Here is a 21426-nt window from a genome sequence, read left to right on the forward strand (position 1 = left end):
TATTTTGTTAAATTATAACATTCATACTATAATTTATTTACAGCCCTTTAACGGAGGTGTTTTCAATGACTCTCTTCGCGTATCCATCATTATTCATACTAGCAATCATTTCATTTACACTAGCCTATTTCATCGGAGTAAAACAATACACTTGGCTCTTATCAGGATTCAATGAACGCCGTGTATCAGATAAAATAAAGTTATCAAAAATAGTTGGTCTTTATAATTTAACTACTGGTGTTATCGCCACAATTGGCAGTGTCTTCACTACTCCTAATGCCAAAATCTTATTTCCTATCATAATAATTGGCCACGTTATAATTGCTGCCTATGTAAATACACGTATGGTGAAATGAAAAAGATCACCCAATGGATGATCTTTTTTATAATTTATCGACATATTGCTTTGCTTCTAGTATAGAAAACCCAAAAGCCTCTCTTACTCTCTTAACTGCGGCAACTGTTTTTCCTTCTTCCATAAGCTGACGCAACTCTTTATTAATTTCAGGTTCTCTATCTATAATTCCCATTTCTTTCGAAATTAGCTGTAATCCATCTTCCATCCTCTTTAAACGTGCATCCGTTTTCTTTTCGATTCTATTTAATTTTTCAACGATATAAATAAACCCAAAGACCGCTATCGGTATGATCATCCAAAATTCCATGACTATTCCTCCTCATTAGCTTTCATTTGTTTTATTTCACTAACTTATGTAAATTTTACCACAGGACACATTTAATGTATAATAGTAATATACAACAATGTTGATAAAACCTTTTATTTTAGGGGGACACTTTATGAAAAGATTTTCGAAGACATTACTACAATTTGTAGTTCTTTCAATTGCACTACATTTATTATTTGATATCGTTGGCTGGCTTGTTTTCAATGCACCAATTAAAAACAAAGTAAGCATTATCTCCTTACTAACAGCCTCATGGTTAATATACATGTACCGGGATAAATTTTTTAAAGCATTCACTTCGAATTAACTAAAAAACTTCATCGATAAAAGATGAAGTTTTTTCTTTTTCTCTCATTCTATCTATTTACTACGGTATAATAGAACTAATATTCTGTCTTTTCACAGAAAGGAGTCACTATGAAATTAAAAAGTAACGATATATATGAGAAAATGAGCCAATATTCCGTTGCAGGTTTAAGTCTTGCCGTTATACGTGACGGCAAACTAGACGAAGCGATTGCTTTCGGAACACTTGAATCTGGAACAACTAGAACGGTAACTACGGATTCTATATTCAATTCTTGTTCTATCAGCAAGTTCATCACTGCAATGCTCGTACTAACGCTATCAGATCAAGAAATCGTGCATTTAGATGAAGACGTAAATAATAGACTCACATCTTGGAACATCCCTGCCAATCTATTTACCTCACAGAAAAAGGTCACGTTGCGAAATTTATTAAGTCACCAATCTGGAATTATTGATCCTCCTAATAGTTTTGAGCATTATACACTTGCACAAGGACGACCAAAAATGGCTGAACTCCTTGCTGGTAAAACATCATATTGCTCCGTACCTATTGAAGTAACTTATAAACCAGAAAGTGAATTTCACTACTCTGATGCAAACTTTTGTATTATCGAACTACTACTTGAAAATATTACTGGAAAAACATTTAATCTTTTACTTGAAGAATATATCTTTCAGCCACTGAAGCTACAGAATAGTACAGTATTCTCTGCTGAAGATATAAGTATATTAGATACTTTCTCTTGTGGACATAATAAAGATGGCACCGTTTCAAATGAGAAGTATCCATTTTATCCATTCACTGCTGCTTCAGGCATTTGGACAACACCAACTGACTTATCAACTTTAGTAATTGAACTCATTCATCCCTTACAAGGACAGGGAAAACTAACACTTTCTAAAAAAACAGTACAAGATATGATTTCTCCACAAGGTTGCTCAAAATGGACTGGACTAGGTGTTTTTCTAGATGATTCGGATGAGGACCTCCAAATTCATTCCCTTGGATGGGGCGTTGGATTTCAATGTATGATGGTATGCTATCCATACCGAGGTAATGGTGCAGTTATAATGACAAACGCTGATTTAGGTGTTCATCAAATGGAAGGGATTATTGGTGACATTTTAAAAATATTATCCTTATAATATAAATAAAGAAGCTGTTCCTTCCAGCTTCTTTATTTATATTACATTTTTCGCAACAATTTTCATATGTTCTGGTGCGATAATCTCCGTTATACTTTCTTGGAAATCTTCCCGCAACAATTCTTCAATATGTTCTAGCTGCACTTCAACATGAGTGCATTCTAGAGTATGTATATTCAATAGTGCATAATGATTTTTTTTCTTAATGACTAAATATTGATTTTCCTCTGTCACGAGCATCGAACCTAATCGTATTCCTAATAGGCGTTGATCATCAAACTTCATAATTACTTCTCCTTCCTTCACAGAGATGTGATTAACATTAATGAAATCACGTTTATGGAAATGCTTATCATTTAGACTATATCATAATTTGATTAAATATAAATATCATTATTTCTTTTAATAAAAATTCCTATCTTTTCATATATTTCGATACAAAAAACTTTCTCAACATAAAATTAGAATTTTCAGTTTTTATTCTTTTGAAAATCTATTATAATAAAGTTAATAAATGTTTGACCTCTCCTAATTCATGTACATATGGATGATCAGTAGTTGCTGTTGCTACTGATCTATTTTTTTGATTTCAGAAAGTAAATATGCTGCATCTTTTCCTACACCACAAATCAGTGCAGAACCTCTTTGAGATTGCCATGGCAAACCGATATAATATAATCCTCTTACTGGACTTATTCCCTTTACATGCTTAGGCAATCCATTCTCATTCACTGCCTTTTCTATTTCAATCCATTTATAGTTCTGAATAAAACCTGTTGACCATATAATGCTTTCTGCACTATACGTGCCACCATTTTGAAACATAATGCTATTTTCTGATGCACCAACCACTTTTCCCTCTAGTTTAATTGCTCCACTACGAATGAGTTCCTTACCTTCAAATCCAAAAATGGGATCCTTTCTCTTTTGAAACCACTTCCCCCTCTTTGTATTTATTTCAGCGTACAATAAACCTACCTTTTCTAACCTATTAAAAATACTTTTTCCAAATAAATGTAACGGTAAAAATGTTAACGGATGACTGATAGCCATTGTAACTTCATGAGTTTTTGCAAGTTCTACTGCAATTTGCATTCCTGAATTCCCGCCACCTACTACTAATACTTTCCCCTTAGTGATTTGTGATGGTGATTTATATTGTGATGAATGTATTTGATAGACATGTGATGAAAGATGTTGTGAAAATGAGGGAATGTATGGTTGCTGAAAACCACCTGATGCGATAATAACCTTTTTCGATTGTAAAACTTCTGTAGGAGTGTGTAATTCAAATATTTCTTCCTCTTTCCTTATTTTTAAAACTTTTGTTTGCAATTGTACCGGTAATTGAAAATGCCTTGCATATTCTTCTAAATACATTGCAATTTCAGCTTTATGTGGAAATCCATTTCCTTCTCCTTTTAATATCATACCTGGTAAACTACTATATTCCCTCGGTGTAAAGAGCTGTAAAGAATCATATCTGTTTCTCCATGAATCACCAACTCGGTTTCCTGCCTCAAGTAGTAAAAAATTATATCCTTCTTGCTTCAAGTAGTATCCCATTGTTAATCCAGCTTGACCCGCCCCAATAATAATTAGGTCTTTCATTCTAATCCCTCCTCCTTATATATGAACAATTGCTCATATATTCATACGTTTCCATAATCATAACATTTTATTTTTATATAATTCAATATCTACACAAAATAAAAAAGAGCAGTTTACCATAAAGTAAACTCCCCTTCATTCTATCTTCCCAGTCTTTATCGCCTGTGCCCAGTCATATCTTCCCTGTTGAACAGCCAATTTAGCAGCTTCTTCCCAATTATAAGGAACTGAAATTTGTTCAATTATCCATTCTCCCAAAACCTCTTCTATCACTACATATTTTGCATGCGGAGTTCCTGATTCCATTTTATGCATAATAGGTAACTCATCTTTGTATGCTGGAAATCCTACACTCCCTGGATTTATAACAATTTTTCCGTTTACTAAATGCACAACTCTAGGAATGTGTGTATGACCGCATACTATTATTTTTTGCTCAATATTTTGGAGTTGATCCATTATATTTTTTTCATTCTTTAATACCGCACCATATTCATTCATCTCTTCTAACAAATACATCTCATCTGAAGTCGGTGTACCATGACAAAATAACATATCGTCTATAATAAATTGTGCAGGATGTTGTTTTAACCAATCTATATGATGATTCGTTAATTGATTTCAAACAAAAGTTAGTGTAGTAGATTCCTCTTGTATAGGTTCCCAAAGTATGCGATCACAATTCCCCTTAATATGTATCATCTCTTTATTCATTAATAATTCAATTGTCCCTAAAGGATCTAACGGCCCATACAAGCTATCACCTAAATTTATTACCATTGCGACGTGCAATATCTTTTAATACGGCTTGTAAAGCGTGGCTATTCCCATGAATATCTGAAATTATCGCTATTTTCCGCTCCATTGTTACCCCCTATTTTCATAAATTATTTCTAAACCATTTCCTCATAAAATATAATTCTATTTGAAAACGGATCAATCACAGTTAATTCGATTGTACCCCAAGGTGTTTTTTCTATATCAGGATTCGAATAAGCATATTCTTTCCTTGATAATACAGAATGATAATCCTTTACATTATCTATTTTGATCCGAATTGCACCACCTGGCGAAGCATCCCCATGATGCTCTGATAAATGTATCACATCATTATGTAACGAAATTTGCATATATAATGGCATATGTTCCTCATACCGATGTTCCCAATCCAGTTTAAATCCTAAAAAATCAAAGTAAAATAGCTTTACTTTTTCAACATCAAAAATTCTAAATATAGGTGTAATCATTTATAATCCTCTCCTATTTATAAACATCTGCCGCCAGTTCCCTCAAAACATCCACATTTACTACTTCAAAGCAACCATTGTTTTTCGTTATAATCTCTTTATCACAAAAAATATTTAATGTACGTAATAGATGCCGATAACTCGTTCCTAACAATTCAGCTGTTTCCGTTAAATTCCCACTAAATACAATTCTATTTCCGTGCTGCACCGCTCGTTCCCCTGCTGCTAACATGTAACTCGCAAGTCTATTTTCAAGTGGATATAGTAAATTAATTGTACTATTTTTTGAAAGTCGATTTAATTTATGTGCTAACGATCCGCAAATACATCTTAAAAATTTCGCATCATGAAATAGTTGATTTCTCACTTTGCCTAAAGGTAAACCAACACAATATGAATCTGCCATCACTTGTACGTTTGAAGCAGTTTTTTGAGAATGAATTAACTCCACATCTCCTAACAACTGCAAACTGTCATAAAAACATAATAATACAGATTTCCCGTTACTTAATGTATTAAATGCTTTCGCTTTTCCTTCAACAAAAAAATATAAATAATCTATCTCTTCATTTTCTCTACAAATAAACTCATTCTTTTTAAAAAATATTAGTTCCATATACGGCTTCATATCATTACTAAAAAATGCGTCAATATTATTTTGTTTCATATACTCTGCTAATTTAATAGAATTACATACTTTCTTCATAGTTCCCCCGCCTTTACAACTCATCCCCATTGTAATCAAAATTTTCTTCTTTCACTATGACATATGTCATAGTAATAGACAATTTCAACATGATACAGTCATTACAAATATGAAAATTAAAGGGGATATTACATTGTATAACTTTCTTTCTGTCTTTATTGGTGTGCTCATCGCCGTTATGCTTCCATTGAATGGGATTTTATCTGAATTAATTGGCAAGTATACAGCAAGCGTTGTCATTCATCTTGTCGGTTTAATTGCAGTTATTTTCGTTTTAATCATAAACAAAAATAAAGTTCATTTCGATAAAAGTATTCCACTTTTTTTATATAGCGCTGGAGCGATTGGGGTATTCACTGTTCTTTTTAATAATATAAGCTTCTCCGTCCTTGGTGCCTCTATTACGATCGCATTAAGTTTACTCGGTCAATCCATTGCTTCCATCGTTATTGATCATTTCGGCTTATTAGGAATGAAAGTTACTAAATTTGAAAAGAAAAAACTAATTGGATTATGTTTCATTTCTTCTGGAATTATAATCATGACAATTTATTAATGGGGGCAAGAGAATGTTATATATTACTATCGCTATTTTAGCTGGTGTTTCTATCGTTGTTGCTAGAATTATTAATGCGAATTTAGCAGCAAAGATTGGAAATTGGGAAGGCACGTTTTTTAATTATATTACTGGATTATTTTTCTCTATGCTATTTTTAATTTTCAGTTCAGATTCATTGTATATCTCTAGTCATACGTTACAATCTATTCCTATCGCTGTTTACTTAGGCGGATTAGTAGGCGTTATCGTCATCTCGTTATCGAACTATATTACGCCTAAAATATCAGCATTTTATTTAACGTTACTCATCTTTATCGGGCAATTATTTGCCGGGACTATCATTGATTTCATTTTGTCACACGAACTCTCAATGGGCAAAGTTGTTGGTGGCATTCTCGTATTAATTGGGCTCACTTACAATTTACTCGTAGATCGCCCGTTAAAAACTGTGAAGCATAACCAAGTTCAACTATAATACTTTACGCTTCCCTATCATATATTAATAGAAAAGCTCTTCATACGAAGTAATAGAGAGGAGAATATTCTATTAAGAAAATCATTTTACTGCTAGGTAGTGCATTAATTATTTGTGGAATCGTATGGTTTGTAAACTCTGGAAAATCTATTCAAGATTTCTATACAGCAAATAAGCCCAAAAAGAAGGCTACTATCATTTCAACTCAAAGAGATCCAAATGAGCCCCCTGTCTTTTTAGGAAAACAGGAAATAAAAGATATACATGTCGAGTCAATTAAAACAAAAAAAGATATCTTTCTCACAAAAACAGATGAATTACAAACGTTTATTAACAGTATGGATACCGCTAAAAAAGGAAAATTAACATTAGATGAAGAAGGATCAGATTTAATAGATTGTGATATGTGGATTACTTTCGAGGATGGAACTTATAAAAAATATTTCATATGGATAGTTGACCATCACAGTAGTGAAGTGATGATTGCTCAGCAAGATGCTCCTGATGATGTAAACCTTACGTACTATCAATTAAATGAAGACAGTTCAAAAAGAGTTTATAACTTATTTAAAAAAATTATTTAAATAAAAAAGTCATGAGCAAGTGAGCTCATGACTTTTTGCACTATATATATTCCGGGAACACTTTACATCCCTTTTCCTGTTCTATATCATGCCCAAAGAAAACAATCGACTTCTCTTTCATCACAACTTCTTTCAAACGTTTAATTGAAGATAAAGCTAATTCTGGATTGAATCCGGCAAATGGCACTTCATCTTCAAAATTTTCTTTCGTATACGATGCATCAATTGTTAATAATACAGAGCCGGATTTTTCTGTCTTAATTAATAGCGACTGGTGCCCTGGAGTATGGCCCGGTGTATGCAATAATTGAACTCCTGGTACGACTTCATAATCGCCTTCAATAATCTTGTAGTTTAAATTCGGCAATATACATTCTTTCATATATTCTTCACTATGTTGTGCCGTCTCATATTCATCACGCTGTACAATAATCGGTGTATTTGTAAAAGCACCATTTCCACCTGCATGATCAAAATGCAAGTGAGAGCTAATAATATAAAGAAGGTCTTCCGGCTCATAACCAACGCGTTTTAAAATATTCACGATTCTATCTTCTTCAGTCATTTTCGGTAAAATCTGCCCTTCAACAAATGTACCGTCAAATAAATTTTCATTATTAACCGCACTTTCTGGCATACCTGTATCTACTAAAATTGGCCCTTCTTCTGTCTCCAATAAATAACACCATACTGGTAAGTTTAATAAATTCCCCGGTGTGAGCGTACTATTAACAGAAGAATGATCTAACATACAACGACCTGCTGGGATGAAATAAAGCTTCTTTACCGTCATTATGTATCCACCTTTACATTTAGTTTTGAATAAAACAATACAGTAAAGAATTCCTCTCGCTAGAAATAAACTCCTCCTCACTTTTCATTATTTCAGCTATTATTTTTGAGTCATTCACAAATTCTCCTTACACTATTAATTACTATTCGTTATTTTTCTAAGAATCCAGGGTAATAAATCAACTGTTTGTATTTTATAATACGAAAAGGATACACACTTAAACGAATGTTACATATAAAAGAACCGACTACCTATATGTTGAAAAAAGTAGTCGGTTCTTTTATATTTATTATTGCTCTTTATGTGCGACGAGCTGCGATTATAAAAGGTAATATGCTATTGGTTTTTCACTGTAATATTTCCGTTATGTGTGTTTAATTTAATTATATTTTCTCCCTTTCCAATAACCGTATTCCCGTTATATTTATTCAGGATATTCGCGCTGCCGTTATCGACAGAAACATTAAATTGAACATTGGTTGGTTCTTTTTCGGTTTCAATATTAATTTTTCCATTGTGAGTCGTAAAATTGAGATTTCGATCCAGTTCATTCGTTTTCAGAGTAAGACTTCCATTTTTAGTTTGCCCCTCTATTTCACCTTCAACATGGTCTAGCATTATTCGTCCGTTGTTCGATTTCACATGAATATTTTGTGCCAATATATCCTGGAAATCTATAATTCCATTGTTTGCTTCTGCGATAATTTTTGGCGAATTGATTTCTCTTAATTCAACACGTCCATTGCTTGTATTGATATTAAAATGTGTTGCGTTTATTTTTTTAGCAGAAACGTAGCCATTATTATTGGAAACTTTTAATGAATCATATTGTTTTTCGGGTAGATACACATTTAATGTTAATGGCGCCAATACTTCAGAAATATTAAAGTTGAACCAGCTCTGTTGCTTTTCTTTGTAAGAAATAAGAAGCGTTGAATCTTTCTCATCCGTTGCTAATGTTCTTTTTACGTTAGGATTAACTTCGCCATCTAATTTCACTTTCATGTTACTATCTGTCGTAGGATTGATGTTAACACGAACGTTATTCGTATCGATAATGACGCTTGACACATTATTATTGTTAATGACCTTTTCTTCTGAAATTGGTACTGCAGCAATTGAACGATATGTGAATAAACTTCCGATAATGCCAATAATAAAAATAATACCTGCAATGATTGAAAGACTCTTTTTATTTATCATGCTTCAAACCACCTTTTACTAATGCTATATTGAACTTTAAATAACGAACAAATCCATTCTTTGCTAGCTTCGTTAAAAATAACATAGCAATAACAATGAAATATCCAAGTCCACAAAGTGCTAAAGAAACGAAAAGATTAAATAACAAGAATGTATTTGGATGTATAATAGTATCAACTAAAACAAGTAATGGTGTGCCTAAAAATGAAATACCTAGAACCCATCCTGAAAAAATCAATGCCGCTAATGTAATTGCAGGTCCAAGCACGATTAACAAATTGAAAAAACCTAATCCAATTACTGCCCAAATTGCCCGGAAAACATTTCCTGTTGTCGCACTTGTTGTTACTTTCTCAATATGATAATCTGCTAATAATTCTTTGGCGATTTGAGATGGAAAACCTAATGAGGCTGCAATTTCTTCTTCGCTTTTCCCTTCCTCTAATCCGAAAGTAAAATGTTCTTCATAATCTTTTAAAATGTCTTCACGCTCTTTATCAGATAACCTTTTTAGAGATACATTTAATTGTTGTAAAAATTTATCTTTCGTCATTACGTACACCTTCTTTAATTAATTGATTGACACCTTGTGAGAACTCATTCCATTCCTCCAAAAGTTGGTGCAAATACGTTCTACCTTTATCCGTCAGTGTATAATACTTCCTTGAAGGCCCTTCTGAAGACTCCTGTAAATAAGTTGTAAAATACTCTTCTTTAGTTAATCTACGAAGTAGCGGATAAACAGATCCTTCTGATATTTCAATTTGATTGGATATACTTCGAACTAATTCATATCCATAACGGTCTTGCTTATCAAGTAAGACAAGAACACAAAGTTCTAAAACTCCTTTTTTAAATTGTACATTCAATATTCATTCACCCTATTCTAATTGAAATCCACTACTGTTTATTGTTCAGTACTGTTTTATAATAAGTAACTACAAGTATAATATAACAGTTAGTATTGTTCAATGCAAGGTACACTGGAAAAATAAGTATACCTTTCATCCGACGCTTATAAAATCAAAACGGTGGGTGGTCCTCTCCAGTTGCAAAGTTCAAAATAAAGCTGAAACAAGTCTTTTACAAAATGGAAAGAACGCAACTTTTTTACATAATGACACTTTACCTACTATAATAAAGGAGAATGACTCTTACTTTAATGGAGGGAATAGAAATGAAAGCAATTGGTTTACATGAATACTTACCTATTGAAGAAGAAAACAGTTTAATTGATATTGAAGTTGAAAGACCTGTTGCTACAGGAAGAGATTTACTTGTTAAAATTAACGCTATTTCCGTTAATCCAGTTGATACAAAAGTCCGATCTCCGAAAGATAAAAAAGAAGATGTAGCGAAAATACTTGGCTGGGATGCTAGTGGTGTTGTCGTGCAAACTGGCGAAGGTTGTACGTTATTTAAAGAAGGCGACGAAGTGTTTTACGCTGGAAGCATTACGAGACAAGGTACATATAGTGAATACCACCTAGTTGACGAAAGAATCGTCGGCAAGAAACCAAAAACGTTAAGTGATGCTGAATCTGCAGCAATTCCTTTAACAGCTATCACAGCTTGGGAAGGTTTATTCGAGCGCTTAGGCATTGATTATAATAAAAAAGATACAAACTCATTTAAAAACATTTTAATTATCGGCGGAGCTGGTGGTGTAGGTTCAATTGCCATTCAACTTGCAAAATGGGCTGGACTGAATGTAATCACAACTGCATCCCGCACCGGAACGATACACTGGGTTGAAAAATTTGGTGCCGATTATATTATTAACCATCACCAACCTTTACAAGATCAAATCGTAGAGTTTGGTCTAAAGGATGTAGATTATATTTTCTGCTTAAACAACACAGATCAACATTGGCAAGCAATATGTGACCTCATTAAGCCACAAGGTAAAATTTGCTCTATCGTAGAAAATGAACACCCTCTTGAGATGGGTATTTTAAAAAGTAAAAGTGCTACACTCGTTTGGGAATTTATGTTCACAAAAGCGATGTATGAAACTGGTGATATGATTACACAACACGAACTATTAAATAAAGTAAGTGAACTACTAGATGAAGGCATTTTAAAAACTACTTTAAATGAGACATTCACACCAATTAACGCTGAAAACGTAAAGAAAGCTCATGCCCTGCTTGAAAGCGGAAGTACCATTGGGAAAATCGTTTTAGAAAAGTTTTAATAACAAAAAGTCCGATTTCCAAATGAGAAATCGGACTTTTTACTATCTTTATTTACTTGAAATCTCTTGATCATTTTGAACATCTAACGGAGGTCGTTTTCCTATTCCGAAAGCATAGAAGCTAATTGTTACGATAGCTAAGAAAATAATACCTACAACTAGTGAAATACGCGTGTCATCGTTAAACCACATTCCGATTAATACCATAATTAAAAAGGCAATTGTTAAATAGTTTGTAACAGGAGCAAATGGCATTTTGAACGGATGATCTTTCATCTCTGCCCCTTTTTCTTTTCTAAAATTAATCTGACTAATTAAAATGACGAACCATGGTACCATACCAGGAAGTACACTCGCGCTATATACATATACGAATAAGTTTTTCGGTGCGATATAACTTAAAACAACACCGACCGCTAAACCGATAATTACACCAACTGTACCGAATAAAGGTACACCATTTCCAGAAAGTTTCGTGAAATACTTCGGCGCTTGTCCATTTACACCTAACGTATAAAGCATACGGCCCGCACTATAAATACCACTATTACAACCCGACATTGCTGCTGTAATAACAACGAAGTTAATAAGTCCCGCAGCTGCCGTAATACCAACCTTCGCAAAAGTCGCTACGAACGGGCTACCAATTGTACTTAATTGATCCCACGGATACACAGTTACAATAACGAAAATAGCACCAATATAGAATATTAAAATACGCCAAATTGTACTTTGAATCGCTCTTGTAAGTGTCTTCTTCGGATCCTTCGCTTCACCAGCAGTAATCCCGATTAATTCTACCCCCTGGTATGCACCAACTACAAGTGATAATGCAAAGAAGAATCCTGAAAAACCACCTGTAAAGAAACCACCATTTGACCAAAGGTTAGATATACCAATCGCTTCTCCACCGTTACCAATTCCAAAGAAAATAAGTCCAAATCCCGCAATAATCATTAATAGAATTGTAACGATTTTAATCATCGCAAACCAAAATTCAAATTCACCAAATGACTTAACAGAAATTAAGTTAGCTGCGCCAAGAATAACCATCGCGATTACACCTGGTATCCAAGCTGGTAAGTCCGGGAACCAATATTTCATATATGCCCCAACCGCAATGATTTCTGACATCCCAACGATAACCCACTGGAACCAGTTACTCCATGCTGTCATATAACCAGCTAACGGATGAATATACTTATGACCGAACGTCGCAAATGAACCTGTACTCGGCTCCATATACAACATTTCACCCATCGCACGCATAATGAAGAAGATAAAAACACCTGCAATTGCATACGCAAGCATTACTGACGGACCTGTCCATTTAATCGTGCTGGCTGACCCCATAAACAAGCCAACACCAATCGTTCCGCCTAAAGCAATCATTTGAATATGACGTGCTTCTAAGCCTCTTTTCAATTCTTTGTTTGCCACTTCACTTCCCCCTCTTAGATGATTCATAGCCGCATTTTAATACAAGATGCTTCCCCTAATTCCTTTCGGCCTTGAAAATGATGAAGCAAACGTCATTTTACACTAGCTTTAAAGCTATCCTAAAATCGTTTTTTTGCTTCTTATAAAATTCTCAAAACCTTTCATCTTCCAATATTCTATAAATCTTAAAATTACTTACCTTATATTAATTCATTTATCTGAAAAGTTCAATTATTTTTTCAATAAATTATTATTCATAAGTCTGATTAATTTTTAACTAAATTAACAATAAAATACATCTATTCAATATGGTTCCGGTATGAATATTATTACAGTATAAATAACCGAGGAGAGTATTCCTTCCTCGGTTTCACATCTCATTTACTTCAATCTTTATAGTTGATAACGTAAATTCCCACTCGTCCCATTCATATACCCATCAGAAATTTAATATATTAATAAACTACTAACCACTTTACTCTAGCCCAATTTTGAGGTAGGAATCTTACTACCATAAAATTGCGGAATAAAATATAAAAGAGTCTCATTTTTTAATGAGACTCTTTTACCATTTCATATTTAAATCATTTTTGAAGCTTTTTTCCCTAAAATAAACACTTTAGTAAACACCATCATGATAACTACTATAGCTAGAAAATAAAGCGGCATCACCAGTAACGAGCCCGTATGCAGCTGGCTCATTCCCCAAATTGTCATCGTTACAATTACATAGTAGCCTAAGCTAAACAATGCTCCGGCTGTACCAATAACATCTTGAAAATCTACTAATGCTAAACTTAAACAGTTAGGTAACGCTACTCCAATTCCTAATAGCAATATAAACATCGCTATTAAAAATCCAATCATATATATTACGTTTGGATTTGATCCAACAAACGTAATAACAGATAAAAGGATAGCTCCCCCTGTCATTACAAGACAACCAATATATATAATTTTCTCTGGTTTATACGTGGCAAGCAATCGTTTTGAAACTTTCGCTCCAATAATAGAAGCAGAAGCAACAACAATCCCTAAAAATCCATACATACTAGGTGATAACCGAAAGTATTCAATAAAGATAAACGGTGCTTCTGCATAATAGCTAAATAAAACACCATTCGCTCCTCCAATTAATAACCCATATGTTACTACTTTCGGATTTGTAATTAACCTCTTCAAAACTGAAAAGACATTTATTTTATTCGTTACTGAGTCCGTCTTTGTTTCCGGAAGAGAAACAAACGTATACAGAAAAATCCCGATACTCATAACTACTAAACTTAAAAATACGATTTTAAATCCAAACATTTGATCAAGAAAGCCACCAATTAACGGTCCTATCGCTGGTGTAAAAGCAATGACTGCCGAAATTTGAGCAAACATAACATGGCGTTTATGCCCTTCTACACTTTCACGAAGAATCGTTTGTGTCACAACAGAGCCAGCACTTGCTCCAAACGCTTGAATAAAACGACTTAACAATAAAACTTCAATGGAATTTGCAATAAAGCATAAGAAACTCCCAACGCCATATACGACAATTCCAAATAACATTGCCGGGCGACGACCAACTATATCTGATAACCATCCAATAAAAAATACACCTAAAGCAAATCCAGCGAAATACACACTAAGAGTTAACTGTACCTCATTATTACTTACATGTAGCGCCTGTGAAATGTCAGGTAAAGACGGTGTGTAAATCGTTTCACTAATTTGCGGAAATGCCACAAGAATAATCATTAACAAAAGTGATGGTACTGAGACTTTTTTCATTTTTCATACCCTCCTATAACTTTGAAAATCTCAGAAATAAAAAGACTTTCCTAAGCTACGGAACAGGAGGGGCCATTATAGAAATTCGATCATAAAACAACAAAGAAAACACCTCAATTACGTATGTTAATACTTATAGGAGGGTAATATTAACATTGATTTTTTAAATATACTTTTTCAATTATATTACATATTGCGTTTCTTTTTCTAGTGCTAGGCCTTAGAGTATTTGTTAAAAAGATAACTTGATGCTACCACCTTTTTATGGAATAATTAGGAATAGTTTGAATTGATAGTTCTAATTATTAAACGATAGACTAGCATATTTCTAATTTCACAAAGCTTACAAACAGGAGGCCTTTCGTAATGATTGAAATTTTAAAGACAGTACTAAATTTCCTGATTGCGCTATTCTCAGGAGAATTACCAATTGTATATTATGTGTGGATTATTACCCTATTCCTAATTCAAATAAGCCAATCTACTCTGAATTATAAACTCTTTAACAAGAAAGATAATTTCAGCACTTATACATCGGAAGGATTACTTGCTTTTATTATTTTATTATTTGGAGGTATGTTAGTATCTAAGTTACTTGCTTACATAATAGACGATCCTACTATTAGTATGACAAATGTAACACATTATTTTATTTCTCTTATTATATTAACTATATTTGTCGTCATAAGCTGTCTTAAAGATTTTATAGAAACATCTATCAAAAATAAAAATGTGTCTCTTTTTAGCTTTTTAGTAGTTTCCTTAATAACTAGTATACTTTCATTCAAGTTTTTATCACCTTTAATCGAAGGTTCTTTTTCTCTTTCTAAATCTTTTATAACCACTTTAATCATTCTTGTAACTATATCAATTCCTCTATTAATTGCCTTAGAGGAAAAGTATGCAGATGAAAAGTAATTCTTGCATTTATAGTTTGAAATTGAGTGTCTATTCTTTTTTAACGGTATTACTAAAAAATAACAGTCATTGAATCGAAAATTAAGCAGAAATGAGGACATACAATTGAGCATTGAACAACAATTATATGATGAAGTGAAAAGTTTAATTGACCAAAGGTATCCGCATAATTGGGGCGGAGCTGCAGCAATCCGTGTAGAAGATGGATCCATTTATACAAGTGTGGCCCCTGACGTAATAAACGCTTCAACAGAACTTTGTATGGAAACAGGTGCTATTTTAGAAGCACATAAATTTCATAAGAAAGTTACACATTCGATTTGTCTTGCAAGGGAAAATGAACATTCTGACTTAAAAGTGCTATCACCTTGTGGTGTATGCCAAGAACGTTTATTTTATTGGGGACCAGAAGTACTATGCGCCATTACAAATTCTAAACAAGATATCATTTTCAAACCGTTAAAAGAGTTGCAACCATACCATTGGAGCGAAGCATATCATAATGAATTCGTAAAAGAATGGAGTACAAGATAAAGTGAAGGCTGTTCGCAAATAGAGAAGAATAAAAATTATTCACTAAAAAAGCACCGTCACAAATGACGGTGCTTTTTCTATGTAAGAGCTACTAGAAGGTTCCCTTCTAGCCTACTCCCATTTATAAGTCCAAAATTGTTCAAGTTGCAGCCATTTTAATGTTGCTGCATCTTTGTTTTTGATTTTTGCATGTGTTTCTTCAAGCATTGCTTCTGTTTGTGAACGGTGCGCACCTAGTGCTGCTAATTTATGTTCAAATACTTCACTAATATTATTTACAACATCCGGTTCACCGAGTACTGCTTCACGATTTTTCGTAATCGCAACTGCATGAATGACTGGACGTTCTTCTTTTTGCATACGTGATACAGCGCGAACGACAGCGCGGCCAAATGCATCATGATCTGGATGTACGCCGTGCTCTGGATAAAATGTAATAATTCGAGATGGGTTTACTTCTTGAATGATCGCTTCAATTTTATCTGCAACGAAATCAACATCTTCAAATTCTAACGTTTTATCATGGAAACCAAGCATTCTTAAATCTTGAATCCCCATCGCTTCACATGCATCTTTCAATTCTTTTTCACGGATATTTGGAATCGTTTCACGGTTAGCGAATACGTTTTTCCCCATGTTACGTCCCATTTGTCCTAAAGTACCACACGCATATGTTACAGGTACTCCTTGATCTGTTAATAAGCGAATTGTTCCTCCCGCCGCAAATGCTTCATCATCTGGATGCGGAAATACAACAAGTACATGTCTCTCCATAAGTTTCCCTCCTTCTTACTTAAATGGCGTTAAGCTTAACTCAAGTGCAACTGCTAATCGGCCTTGATTATCATGCCCTGCAAGTATTAAACGCTCTTTATCGTCTACTTCCCAGTGCGTAATACCTTCAGCATATACCCAGCCATGATCCATTTTTAAACCAACTCGGTATGGATTCGTTCCAGTAATCTTCCCGCGCTCAAAGCGAATAATTGCATTTCGAATGAATGCTCCAACTGTCATCATCTTTTCGTTAAAGTGTGACGCATACGCTCCGTTCGTTGTTTCTAAATGAATATATACATCTTTATTTACAAAACGTTCAATTTCATTTTGAATAAGAGAACTATCTTTTACTATTTCCATCGGAATTCACCTCTTTAAACCATTTTACGCAAAAATAATGTAAATTGCTATCTCTATATTAGAGGACAACGCTCACTTTTCCTAATAATTTGCACTGTGTTTTTTATATTTTTTATATGATATGTAAAAAATATATTTTTTCCTTCACTTTGTTAAATAGTTTTCTTTCTTTTTTGAATTTGCTACAATATATTTTATCCCGTATTTATGCAGCGAGATACATTTCGACAATTGAATACATACTTTAAAGAAGGTGACATGATTGGAACAATCAGCACATGAAGTAGCAAATTGGCAATATTATTTTGCAATTGCCGTATTTTTAATCACGTACGGATTTATTATTTCTGAGAAATTGAATCGTGCTGTAATCGCACTATTCGGCGCTGCTATTATGATTATTTTTGGAGTTGTAGATTTACATACCGCTTTCACATCACATATTCAATGGGAAACGATTACTCTTTTAATCGGAATGATGATTCTCGTACATATTACGAGTCAATCGGGCGTATTTGAATTTGTAGCCATTAAAGCAGCAAAAGCAGCAGGCGGAAAACCAATCCGCATTTTATTATTACTATCCCTTTTAACCGCTGTCGGTTCTGCATTTTTGGACAACGTAACGACCGTTTTATTAATCGTTCCTGTTACACTGTCCATTACACGTATTTTAAAAGTAAATCCTATCCCTTATTTGATTTCAGAAGTACTATTTTCAAATATAGGCGGAACAGCAACATTAATCGGTGACCCACCGAACATTATGATTGGATCAGCAAACAAGCATTTAGATTTTAATGCCTTTTTACTAAACTTAGCTCCAATCGTAATTATTATTTCTATCGTTACACTTGGCATTATTTATTTCATGTATCGTAACAAACTAAAAACAACGCCTGAGCAAATTGAAAAATTAATGGCATTAAATGAAAAAGATTATATTAAAGATCAAAGTCTCCTTTTAAAATCGATCACGATTTTGGGACTAACTATTTTAGGCTTTATCCTTCATTCTGTTATTCATGTAGACGCTGCGGTTATCGCGATGACAGGCGCTACACTTCTTATGCTAATCGGAGTAAAAGAACATGATATTGAAGATGTATTTGCCCACGTTGAATGGGTCACCATTTTCTTCTTCGCCGGACTATTCGTTCTCGTTGGCGGGTTAATTGATATCGGACTTATTTCTTCACTCGCAAAAGAAGTACTAGACGTAACGAATGGTGATATAGGTTTTGCCGCTATACTTATTTTATGGGTATCAGGCATCGCGTCTGCGACAATTGACAACATCCCATTTGTCGCAACGATGATTCCGCTTATTCAAGATTTAGCTACAGGACTCGGACTATCTGTCGACTCTCCGCAAATCGAAGTACTATGGTGGGCGTTATCACTTGGAGCTTGCTTAGGAGGAAACGGAACATTAATCGGAGCATCTGCAAACGTAGTCGTTGCTGGTATTGCAAAACGTGAAGGACATTCTTTCTCGTATATGGACTTCTTAAAAATTGGTTTACCGTTAACTATTATTGCATTACTATTATCACACGCGTATATATATTTACGTTATTTAATGTAAAAGTTGTAGTGTGTGAAATTATATCGTCAAATACAAAAGGTTTGCAGCACTATGCTGCAAACCTTTTTTCATCACCAAAATATACCGATAATTGCTAATCCACCTAATATCATACCACCAATTTGTCCGACGATTGCTGGTGATAATTGAACGCCTTTTCGCACTTCAACAACCGGTCTTTCGTGCCTTAGTTGCTGCACTTCACTTTGCAGTTGATGTACACTTCCGTGCAATTCTTTAATTAGTTCCTTTAATTCAGCGACTTCTTCATTTACTGGTTTTGCTTTTTCTAAATTCATTTTGCATAGCTCCTTTTTCTCTAATCAACACATTGTAAAAATTCTCCAACAAGTGCTCTTTTTCCTTTCTTCACAGGCCTCATTTCTAAATTATTCATATAATAGATTTAAGAATGAGATTTAGAAAAAAGCTTAAATTTATAACTATACCTATGTATAAGTCTGAATTTTCAGTTATAATTAAAATTAATTACATTTTATACCAGTTAACTAAAAAGGAGGGATTATGATTGACTATTTTATCTATCAATAATTTATCCAAAAGTTACAAACATAAAAAAATATTAGATGGCATTAACCTCACAATCAACTCCCCAGGAATTTGGGCTTTAGTAGGTCCTAACGGTGTTGGTAAAACTACTTTTTTAAATGTAGTTACCAACCTTTTGCCCGCTACATCCGGAAATATTGAATTGATAGGAAAATCTAACAAAGATGTTTCAGTGTTTAAAGACGTTTCTTTTTTACAGGACAATTCTGTACTATATGACTATTTAAATGGCTACGACCATCTTACATTCATTTGTGATGTGCAAAAACTTTCAAAAGAACGCATGAATGAAGTTGTAAAATATGTAGGAATGGAAAGTTATGCGAAGAGGAAAATTAAAGATTACTCATTAGGTATGAAACAACACCTTCTCTTAGCGATGGCAATCTTAAACAAACCAAAGCTTATGTTCCTTGATGAACCTCTGAATGGCTTGGATCCAACTAGTGCGATACTAATGAGGAATATTTTATTACGCTTAGTAGAAGAAGGTACAACAATCATTCTTTCTTCTCATAATTTGTCAGAGATTGACCGTGTTACAAAGAAGATTCTTTTTTTAAAAGACGGTAAATTACTAGAAGAGGATATGACAAAGTACGAAAAAATTTATTATCACTTCTTATTTTCAAATTTAAAACATGCACAACACGTTTTATTACAAGAAAACGTACAAGCAGTGTTAACTAAGAATAGCCTTCGAATCCAATTAGAACACCACACCATCCAAGACCTTATTAATCTATTTTATTCTCATAACATTAATATTATTGATATTCAAAAAGAAGTTATCGGTTCTGAAAAAAGATATGAAGAAGTATTTAATGTAAGTGGTGATACGGCATGAAAATATTTCTATTCGAACTAAAAAAAATGCTCTACTCTAATATTCTCTTTACTTTAATCATTGCTACTATACTAATCATCTGCGGTTTATTTCTTCATAATGCGCTTAAACAAGAAATAGTCCAAATGAAAAAAATCGAATTATTTTCTAAATACGAAACAGAAGTTTCTAATCAAGTTACAGGGGATCAAGAAACATTAAAAAAAGGACCTAACGCAAAAATTGAATCTCGATTAGAGGTTGGGCTTCCGCTATTAAAACATTTAAATCAACTTATACAAGAAGTAAAAGAAAACAAGTGGAAAAATGAATTACAGACTGAAATGAAAGTGTATGACTTAGCTATGCGCTTTGAACAAGTAGAAGGAGGTTTCTCAGCCAGCGAAAAAGATATGAAAAAAGCAATTCAACTGAATGAAAACTTATTACAACAAGGTTTGCCAAAAGAAGATCTTGACCTTTCCATTCAACCATCTCTGTTTATGAAAAAGGTAATTTCACTACTACTCACTGCCCCAGGATTTCTTATTTTGCTACTCTTACTAGGTACAGTCATTACGAAAGAATTTGAAGACCATACGATTAAGTTAGCCTATACTTTACCTATTTCTCGTAGTCACTATATCTTAATAAAATTTTTCAGTTTACTTCTTGTTAGTCTCCTATGGATTTTACTAGTATTTTCACTGTCTTATATACTACCGACAATATTCGGAAAATCTACCGGTAATATTTTTAATTACCCACTTTTCACAAAAACAGAAACTATTACTAGTTCAGGTACATACTTAAAAACAGCTCTCACTTACAGTCTATGTTATTCCACTGTGGCTATTTCCTTATTAGTACTTATTGGATTTTGGATAAGAAATACTCTTGTTACATATTTAATTCTCACTTTTATTTTGAGCAGTGGTTTCATTTTATCAAAAATCGGCTTTAATCCGTTTCTATCTCCCCTTTCCTATCAACAAATAGATCGTGTCATTTTAAATAATAATGAATATTATCCATTAGGTGCAGCGGTCCTAATTGGAAGTACACTTTTGCTCTTACTATGTGCTATATGCATGAATCGAAAGCGGGGTATGTAA

Annotated in this window: 26 protein-coding genes and 1 pseudogene; 12 read left to right on the forward strand and 15 right to left on the reverse strand. The window is 33.5% G+C overall.

Going from position 1 to position 21426, the window contains the following annotated elements:
- The first annotated feature begins 65 nt into the window (after window positions 1-65).
- Window positions 66-356, forward strand: a complete 291-nt coding sequence (locus KZZ19_RS16595) for a DUF3784 domain-containing protein (RefSeq protein WP_237980775.1) — start codon at window positions 66-68, stop codon at window positions 354-356.
- A gap of 27 nt (window positions 357-383) precedes the next feature.
- Here KZZ19_RS16595 and KZZ19_RS16600 read toward each other — a convergent pair whose 3' ends face one another.
- Window positions 384-665: a hypothetical protein gene (locus tag KZZ19_RS16600; RefSeq protein WP_237980774.1), complete on the reverse strand. Its 282-nt coding sequence runs from the start codon at window positions 663-665 to the stop codon at window positions 384-386.
- 133 nt (window positions 666-798) lie between these two features.
- Between KZZ19_RS16600 and KZZ19_RS16605 the strand changes: the two genes are divergently transcribed.
- Together KZZ19_RS16605 and KZZ19_RS16610 are read left to right on the forward strand one after the other, a co-directional pair.
- Complete coding sequence (locus KZZ19_RS16605; RefSeq protein ID WP_098343098.1) at window positions 799-993, forward strand: hypothetical protein; 195 nt, start codon at window positions 799-801, stop codon at window positions 991-993.
- Between the two features lie 110 nt (window positions 994-1103).
- Window positions 1104-2141, forward strand: coding sequence for a serine hydrolase domain-containing protein (locus tag KZZ19_RS16610; protein WP_088097154.1), 1038 nt, complete (start codon window positions 1104-1106; stop codon window positions 2139-2141).
- Window positions 2142-2177: 36 nt separating this feature from the next.
- On the opposite strand, the gene KZZ19_RS16615 is transcribed toward KZZ19_RS16610, so the two are convergent.
- The 5 genes and pseudogenes from KZZ19_RS16615 to KZZ19_RS16635 form a co-directional block, all read right to left on the reverse strand.
- Complete coding sequence (locus tag KZZ19_RS16615; RefSeq protein WP_088097155.1) at window positions 2178-2426, reverse strand: hypothetical protein; 249 nt, start codon at window positions 2424-2426, stop codon at window positions 2178-2180.
- Window positions 2427-2708: 282 nt separating this feature from the next.
- Window positions 2709-3752 (reverse strand): flavin-containing monooxygenase, encoded by a 1044-nt coding sequence (locus KZZ19_RS16620; protein ID WP_237980773.1) that lies wholly within the window; start codon window positions 3750-3752, stop codon window positions 2709-2711.
- 135 nt (window positions 3753-3887) lie between these two features.
- Window positions 3888-4617: pseudogene (locus KZZ19_RS16625) on the reverse strand (metallophosphoesterase family protein).
- Window positions 4618-4645: 28 nt separating this feature from the next.
- On the reverse strand, window positions 4646-4999 hold the full coding sequence (locus KZZ19_RS16630; RefSeq protein WP_237980770.1) for a glyoxalase superfamily protein: 354 nt from the start codon (window positions 4997-4999) through the stop codon (window positions 4646-4648).
- Window positions 5000-5012: 13 nt separating this feature from the next.
- Window positions 5013-5705, reverse strand: a complete 693-nt coding sequence (locus KZZ19_RS16635; RefSeq protein WP_237980769.1) for a cyclic nucleotide-binding domain-containing protein — start codon at window positions 5703-5705, stop codon at window positions 5013-5015.
- A gap of 109 nt (window positions 5706-5814) precedes the next feature.
- Here KZZ19_RS16635 and KZZ19_RS16640 point away from each other — a divergent pair, with 109 nt between their 5' ends.
- The 3 genes from KZZ19_RS16640 (at window position 5815) to KZZ19_RS16650 (ending at window position 7323) form a co-directional block, all read left to right on the forward strand.
- Window positions 5815-6261 (forward strand): DMT family transporter, encoded by a 447-nt coding sequence (locus tag KZZ19_RS16640; protein ID WP_237980768.1) that lies wholly within the window; start codon window positions 5815-5817, stop codon window positions 6259-6261.
- Between the two features lie 13 nt (window positions 6262-6274).
- On the forward strand, window positions 6275-6739 hold the full coding sequence (locus KZZ19_RS16645; RefSeq protein ID WP_237980767.1) for a DMT family transporter: 465 nt from the start codon (window positions 6275-6277) through the stop codon (window positions 6737-6739).
- An 89-nt stretch (window positions 6740-6828) separates the two neighbouring features.
- Entirely contained in the window at window positions 6829-7323 is a 495-nt protein-coding gene (locus KZZ19_RS16650; protein ID WP_237980903.1) for a hypothetical protein, read from the forward strand.
- A 40-nt stretch (window positions 7324-7363) separates the two neighbouring features.
- Here KZZ19_RS16650 and aiiA read toward each other — a convergent pair whose 3' ends face one another.
- From aiiA to KZZ19_RS16670, 4 genes are all read right to left on the reverse strand, one after another.
- On the reverse strand, window positions 7364-8116 hold the full coding sequence (gene aiiA, locus KZZ19_RS16655; protein ID WP_237980766.1) for a quorum-quenching N-acyl homoserine lactonase AiiA: 753 nt from the start codon (window positions 8114-8116) through the stop codon (window positions 7364-7366).
- 336 nt (window positions 8117-8452) lie between these two features.
- Window positions 8453-9319: a DUF4097 family beta strand repeat-containing protein gene (locus tag KZZ19_RS16660; protein WP_237980765.1), complete on the reverse strand. Its 867-nt coding sequence runs from the start codon at window positions 9317-9319 to the stop codon at window positions 8453-8455.
- The gene (locus tag KZZ19_RS16665) at window positions 9309-9872 is read right to left on the reverse strand and encodes an HAAS signaling domain-containing protein (protein WP_237980764.1); all 564 of its coding nucleotides are present in this window, start codon (window positions 9870-9872) and stop codon (window positions 9309-9311) included. The genes KZZ19_RS16660 and KZZ19_RS16665 overlap by 11 nt, the downstream gene beginning before the upstream one ends.
- Window positions 9859-10188 (reverse strand): PadR family transcriptional regulator, encoded by a 330-nt coding sequence (locus tag KZZ19_RS16670; RefSeq protein ID WP_237980763.1) that lies wholly within the window; start codon window positions 10186-10188, stop codon window positions 9859-9861. Before KZZ19_RS16670 ends, KZZ19_RS16665 begins: the two co-directional genes overlap by 14 nt.
- A 308-nt stretch (window positions 10189-10496) precedes the next feature.
- Here KZZ19_RS16670 and KZZ19_RS16675 point away from each other — a divergent pair, with 308 nt between their 5' ends.
- Complete coding sequence (locus KZZ19_RS16675) at window positions 10497-11516, forward strand: zinc-binding alcohol dehydrogenase family protein (RefSeq protein WP_237980762.1); 1020 nt, start codon at window positions 10497-10499, stop codon at window positions 11514-11516.
- 48 nt (window positions 11517-11564) lie between these two features.
- Here the strand turns inward: KZZ19_RS16675 and KZZ19_RS16680 are convergent, their stop codons facing one another.
- Both KZZ19_RS16680 and KZZ19_RS16685 read right to left on the reverse strand, forming a co-directional pair.
- On the reverse strand, window positions 11565-12956 hold the full coding sequence (locus tag KZZ19_RS16680) for an amino acid permease (protein WP_237980761.1): 1392 nt from the start codon (window positions 12954-12956) through the stop codon (window positions 11565-11567).
- A 579-nt stretch (window positions 12957-13535) separates the two neighbouring features.
- Window positions 13536-14735 (reverse strand): multidrug effflux MFS transporter, encoded by a 1200-nt coding sequence (locus KZZ19_RS16685; protein WP_237980760.1) that lies wholly within the window; start codon window positions 14733-14735, stop codon window positions 13536-13538.
- A gap of 366 nt (window positions 14736-15101) precedes the next feature.
- Between KZZ19_RS16685 and KZZ19_RS16690 the strand changes: the two genes are divergently transcribed.
- Both KZZ19_RS16690 and KZZ19_RS16695 read left to right on the forward strand, forming a co-directional pair.
- Window positions 15102-15653, forward strand: coding sequence for a DUF5823 family protein (locus KZZ19_RS16690; RefSeq protein ID WP_237980759.1), 552 nt, complete (start codon window positions 15102-15104; stop codon window positions 15651-15653).
- Window positions 15654-15758: 105 nt separating this feature from the next.
- On the forward strand, window positions 15759-16187 hold the full coding sequence (locus KZZ19_RS16695; RefSeq protein WP_237980758.1) for a cytidine deaminase: 429 nt from the start codon (window positions 15759-15761) through the stop codon (window positions 16185-16187).
- 111 nt (window positions 16188-16298) lie between these two features.
- Here the strand turns inward: KZZ19_RS16695 and bshB2 are convergent, their stop codons facing one another.
- Both bshB2 and KZZ19_RS16705 read right to left on the reverse strand, forming a co-directional pair.
- The gene (gene bshB2, locus KZZ19_RS16700) at window positions 16299-16961 is read right to left on the reverse strand and encodes a bacillithiol biosynthesis deacetylase BshB2 (RefSeq protein WP_098387652.1); all 663 of its coding nucleotides are present in this window, start codon (window positions 16959-16961) and stop codon (window positions 16299-16301) included.
- Between the two features lie 15 nt (window positions 16962-16976).
- Window positions 16977-17327 carry a YojF family protein gene (locus KZZ19_RS16705; protein WP_237980757.1) on the reverse strand — a complete coding sequence of 117 codons (351 nt, stop codon included), beginning with the start codon at window positions 17325-17327 and terminating at the stop codon, window positions 16977-16979.
- A 262-nt stretch (window positions 17328-17589) separates the two neighbouring features.
- On the opposite strand from KZZ19_RS16705, the gene KZZ19_RS16710 reads away from it, so the two are divergent.
- The gene (locus tag KZZ19_RS16710; protein ID WP_237980756.1) at window positions 17590-18915 is read left to right on the forward strand and encodes an ArsB/NhaD family transporter; all 1326 of its coding nucleotides are present in this window, start codon (window positions 17590-17592) and stop codon (window positions 18913-18915) included.
- Between the two features lie 71 nt (window positions 18916-18986).
- On the opposite strand, the gene KZZ19_RS16715 is transcribed toward KZZ19_RS16710, so the two are convergent.
- On the reverse strand, window positions 18987-19214 hold the full coding sequence (locus KZZ19_RS16715; RefSeq protein WP_001047302.1) for a hypothetical protein: 228 nt from the start codon (window positions 19212-19214) through the stop codon (window positions 18987-18989).
- Window positions 19215-19444: 230 nt separating this feature from the next.
- Between KZZ19_RS16715 and KZZ19_RS16720 the strand changes: the two genes are divergently transcribed.
- Window positions 19445-20332 (forward strand): ABC transporter ATP-binding protein, encoded by an 888-nt coding sequence (locus KZZ19_RS16720; RefSeq protein ID WP_237980755.1) that lies wholly within the window; start codon window positions 19445-19447, stop codon window positions 20330-20332.
- Window positions 20329-21426: an ABC transporter permease subunit gene (locus tag KZZ19_RS16725; protein WP_237980754.1), complete on the forward strand. Its 1098-nt coding sequence runs from the start codon at window positions 20329-20331 to the stop codon at window positions 21424-21426. Before KZZ19_RS16720 ends, KZZ19_RS16725 begins: the two co-directional genes overlap by 4 nt.

Source organism: Bacillus thuringiensis (genome assembly GCF_022095615.2).
GTDB lineage: Bacteria > Bacillota > Bacilli > Bacillales > Bacillaceae_G > Bacillus_A > Bacillus_A cereus_AG.

Bases quoted from the DNA above. Each gene is read 5' to 3' on its own strand.
- KZZ19_RS16660 (WP_237980765.1), bottom strand. From the start codon at position 9,319: ATGATAAATAAAAAGAGTCTTTCAATCATTGCAGGTATTATTTTTATT.
- KZZ19_RS16630 (WP_237980770.1), bottom strand. From the start codon at position 4,999: ATGATTACACCTATATTTAGAATTTTTGATGTTGAAAAAGTAAAGCTA.
- KZZ19_RS16635 (WP_237980769.1), bottom strand. From the start codon at position 5,705: ATGAAGAAAGTATGTAATTCTATTAAATTAGCAGAGTATATGAAACAA.
- KZZ19_RS16620 (WP_237980773.1), bottom strand. From the start codon at position 3,752: ATGAAAGACCTAATTATTATTGGGGCGGGTCAAGCTGGATTAACAATG.
- aiiA (WP_237980766.1), bottom strand. From the start codon at position 8,116: ATGACGGTAAAGAAGCTTTATTTCATCCCAGCAGGTCGTTGTATGTTA.
- KZZ19_RS16715 (WP_001047302.1), bottom strand. From the start codon at position 19,214: ATGAATTTAGAAAAAGCAAAACCAGTAAATGAAGAAGTCGCTGAATTA.
- KZZ19_RS16675 (WP_237980762.1), top strand. From the start codon at position 10,497: ATGAAAGCAATTGGTTTACATGAATACTTACCTATTGAAGAAGAAAAC.
- bshB2 (WP_098387652.1), bottom strand. From the start codon at position 16,961: ATGGAGAGACATGTACTTGTTGTATTTCCGCATCCAGATGATGAAGCA.
- KZZ19_RS16640 (WP_237980768.1), top strand. From the start codon at position 5,815: ATGAAAATTAAAGGGGATATTACATTGTATAACTTTCTTTCTGTCTTT.
- KZZ19_RS16605 (WP_098343098.1), top strand. From the start codon at position 799: ATGAAAAGATTTTCGAAGACATTACTACAATTTGTAGTTCTTTCAATT.
- KZZ19_RS16595 (WP_237980775.1), top strand. From the start codon at position 66: ATGACTCTCTTCGCGTATCCATCATTATTCATACTAGCAATCATTTCA.
- KZZ19_RS16690 (WP_237980759.1), top strand. From the start codon at position 15,102: ATGATTGAAATTTTAAAGACAGTACTAAATTTCCTGATTGCGCTATTC.
- KZZ19_RS16665 (WP_237980764.1), bottom strand. From the start codon at position 9,872: ATGACGAAAGATAAATTTTTACAACAATTAAATGTATCTCTAAAAAGG.
- KZZ19_RS16615 (WP_088097155.1), bottom strand. From the start codon at position 2,426: ATGAAGTTTGATGATCAACGCCTATTAGGAATACGATTAGGTTCGATG.
- KZZ19_RS16725 (WP_237980754.1), top strand. From the start codon at position 20,329: ATGAAAATATTTCTATTCGAACTAAAAAAAATGCTCTACTCTAATATT.
- KZZ19_RS16685 (WP_237980760.1), bottom strand. From the start codon at position 14,735: ATGAAAAAAGTCTCAGTACCATCACTTTTGTTAATGATTATTCTTGTG.
- KZZ19_RS16600 (WP_237980774.1), bottom strand. From the start codon at position 665: ATGGAATTTTGGATGATCATACCGATAGCGGTCTTTGGGTTTATTTAT.
- KZZ19_RS16705 (WP_237980757.1), bottom strand. From the start codon at position 17,327: ATGGAAATAGTAAAAGATAGTTCTCTTATTCAAAATGAAATTGAACGT.
- KZZ19_RS16645 (WP_237980767.1), top strand. From the start codon at position 6,275: ATGTTATATATTACTATCGCTATTTTAGCTGGTGTTTCTATCGTTGTT.
- KZZ19_RS16610 (WP_088097154.1), top strand. From the start codon at position 1,104: ATGAAATTAAAAAGTAACGATATATATGAGAAAATGAGCCAATATTCC.